Genomic DNA, 2,930 nt, shown 5'->3' with positions numbered 1-2,930 from the left:
GCGGGGCGACTCAGGTCGGGGACCGCGCGGGGGGTGCGCAGGTCGGCGGCGCCGGGCCCGAGGCCGACGACGGCGAGCCGGCCGCGTGGCGCGTGCCGGGCCACCGCCACGGTGGCCATCGCCGTCGCGGTCTTGCTCACCAGCAGCGTCGCGTCGCCGGCCCGGCCATCCGAGCCGAGCAGGGCCGCGGCCTCCGCCACGCTCGGCGTGCCGACCGCGGCCCGGCCCACCACGCTGGGGTGCGGCACGTCGACCGCCGCGAGGCGCGTCGCCGGCCAGGTCACCAGGGGTACGCCGAGCGTGTCGGCGGTGCTGCGGATGCCCGCCTCGTCGGCTTTGATGTCGGCGCTGGCCAGGCAGCGCAGGCTCGCCGGGTCGAGGCCGGCCTCGGCCAGCACCCGGTGCAGCAGCTCCGCCACCTCGGCGGCCGGTACGCCCCGACTCGCGCCCACCCCGGCGACCAGCGACGGCGGGCGCAGCACGGCGGTCCGCCCGTCGGTCGGCACCACCCGGTCGGTGACCAGCAGCCGGTACCCGTCGTCCGGTGTGTCCTCATCGCTGGCGCGCACGTTCGGGGGCAGGGCGGGCAGCGGCCAGTCGGCGTCGGCGACCAGTCGGACCGGTTCACGGTCCAGGATGGCCCGGGACACCGCGGCCACCGCGCCGTGGACCGGCCAGCCGAGGGTGTCCAGCCCGGGCAACCCGACCGCGTCGGTGGCGGTGGTGATCACCGCTCGGGCGTCCAGCAGGGCGGCGACCTGCTCGGCGAGGGCGTTGCCGCCACCGGCGTGCCCGCCCAGCAGTGCCACCGCGTGCCGGGCCGCCTCGTCGACGACCACCACCGCCGGGTCGGTGCGCTTGTCGTCGAGCAGCGGCGCGACGATCCGTACGACCGCCCCGGTGGCCAGGAACGCGACGACCGCGTCACAACCGGCCCAGGCGGCGCGCAGCGCCTCGGCCACGGTGTCCCGCTCGACCAGCCGGGCGTGCGGCCACGCGGCGGCCAGGGTGTCGGCGTGCCGGCGGCCGGCGGCGGTGGCCGCCACCAGGCCGATCCGGGCGGGCGGGTTCTGGTCGGTCACTGGCGCTCCCCGGTGAGGACGACCACCGGGTTGGTGGCCGCGAGACGGATCGACCCGCCGGGCAGGTCGGCGAGGCGGGCGGCGGAGAGCTGGCTGCCCTCGACCGCGTAGCCGGCGGCGCGCAGCAGACCGACTGCCGGCGCGACGCGGTCCAACGCGGCCAGGGTGAGCACGATCCGTGCGGGTCGGCGGGCCAGCACGGCGGTCAGGACGGTGCCGTGTGGACGTTCGTGCCGGACAGCGACACCGCTCCGGTGCCCGGGAGCGCCTCGATCCAGGTGACGTTCCGGGTCAATGGTTCGTTGACGGGTTCCGCCCCCGAGGCGTGCACCATCGACGGGGTCGCCTGCGCCGGCCTGTCCGACTGAACGTGTCAGTGACGTCCCGATCGAGCGTGGTACACCCGACGTTCCGGCGGCAGCCACGCTTGATTGATCATTAGTTCGGGCACGCTTCGTACCGTCCCGACCATGACTGTCCTACCCGCATCACCGTCGCTTCGCCGCGCCGGGTCGCGCCTCGGTGCGCTGCGTACCCGGGTCGCTGCCGGCGTCGCCGCCCTCGCCGTCACCGGCGCGACCGTCGGGGTCGCCGTCGCGACCTCGTCGCCCGCCACCGCCGAGCCCGGCCACGTGGTCGTCTCGGAGAACTTCTCGACCGGGTCACTGCCCGCCGGTTGGAACGCGGTCGACGGCACCTGGAAGGTCGAGAACGGCCGACTGTACGGAACCTCGGCCAGCGCCAGCGCGAACAACAAGATCACGTTTGGTCGGCACCTGAACGACTTCCGCCTCGAGGCGACCATGCGCTTCGAGTCGGTCTCGGCCGCCACCCGCTGGGCCTCGCTCGGCATCGACGTCCCCGCCAACGGCGCCACCCCCTGGTGGATCGCCACCATGCGCAGCGGCACCACCGCCGCCAACGGGCTGGAATTCGCCCAGCGGACCACTGCCGACGCCTGGGTGGTGACGAACACCGCCTCCGCCCCGTCCGCCGCCGGCACCGGCCGGGACGTCCGCGTCGCCGTCGAGGTGCACGGCAACCAGGCCCGCTGGATCTTCGACGGGCGGGAGGCGATGCGCACGAGCAGCCTCCAGCGCTCCGCCGACGGCGTCCAGGGGCTCTTCGTGAACGGCGCGACCGTGTCGTACGACGACGTCACCGTCACCGAGCTGGCGCCGACCGGCTACCTCCGCCCCGAAGGCAGCTCGCTCACCGAGATCGCCCACCGGGGCGCGGCCGCCGCCGCACCGGAGAACACCCTCGTCTCCCAGGAGATCGCCCGCAAGGGTGGCGCCGACTGGATCGAGAACGACGTCCAGCCGAGCAAGGACGGCATCCCGTTCATCCTGCACGACGGCACCGTCGACCGGACCACCGACGGCACCGGCAACATCCGGGACCTGACCGCCGCGCAGATCAAGGCACTCGACGCCGGTTCCTGGTTCGGCCCGCAGTACGTCGGCGAGCGGGTGCCCACCCTCGCCGAGCAGCTCGCCGACCTGCGGACCCGGGGCGGCAACCTGCTCGTGGAGATCAAGGGCAAGCACACCCGCGACGAGGTCGCCACGATCATCCAGGTGATCCGCGACGAGCAGATGATGGGCCGGGTCTTCATTCAGAGCTTCGAGGTCGACGCCCTGAGGTACACCTACGAGATCGCCCCCGAGCTACCACTCGGTCTGCTCCGCAGCACCCTCGACGCCGACCCGGTGGCGATCGCGAAGGAGCTGCACCTGACCGCGTACAACCCGGACGGCAACGCGCTGCTGGCCAAGCCGGAGGTCGTCGCCGCGCTGCACACCGCCGGGGTCGCCGTGATGGCCTGGACGATGGACTCGGCCGCGC

Annotated in this window: 3 protein-coding genes and 1 pseudogene; 2 read left to right on the top strand and 2 right to left on the bottom strand. The window is 74.3% G+C overall.

Annotated features, from left to right (window positions below; genetic code table 11):
- Together KBX53_RS27980 and KBX53_RS27975 are read right to left on the bottom strand one after the other, a co-directional pair.
- On the bottom strand, positions 1–1,082 hold a 1,082-nt coding region (locus KBX53_RS27980), incomplete at its 3' end, for a cobalamin biosynthesis protein (protein ID WP_210862538.1).
- Positions 1,079–1,294: pseudogene (locus KBX53_RS27975) on the bottom strand (bifunctional cobalt-precorrin-7 (C(5))-methyltransferase/cobalt-precorrin-6B (C(15))-methyltransferase); the annotation flags it as partial. The gene KBX53_RS27980 and the pseudogene KBX53_RS27975, both read right to left, overlap by 4 nt.
- 6 nt (positions 1,295–1,300) lie before the next feature.
- Here KBX53_RS27975 and KBX53_RS27970 point away from each other — a divergent pair.
- Together KBX53_RS27970 and KBX53_RS27965 are read left to right on the top strand one after the other, a co-directional pair.
- The gene (locus KBX53_RS27970; RefSeq protein ID WP_210862540.1) at positions 1,301–1,450 is read left to right on the top strand and encodes a hypothetical protein; all 150 of its coding nucleotides are present in this window, start codon (positions 1,301–1,303) and stop codon (positions 1,448–1,450) included.
- Positions 1,451–1,552: 102 nt separating this feature from the next.
- The coding region (locus tag KBX53_RS27965) for a glycerophosphodiester phosphodiesterase family protein (protein WP_210862536.1) at positions 1,553–2,930 on the top strand (1,378 nt) is incomplete at its 3' end.

It is taken from the genome of Micromonospora sp. M51, assembly GCF_018070305.1.
Classification (GTDB): Bacteria; Actinomycetota; Actinomycetes; order Mycobacteriales; family Micromonosporaceae; genus Micromonospora; species Micromonospora parva.
The sequence above is the reverse complement of the archived record's forward strand: the minus strand, read 5'-3'. Positions and strand labels throughout refer to the sequence as shown.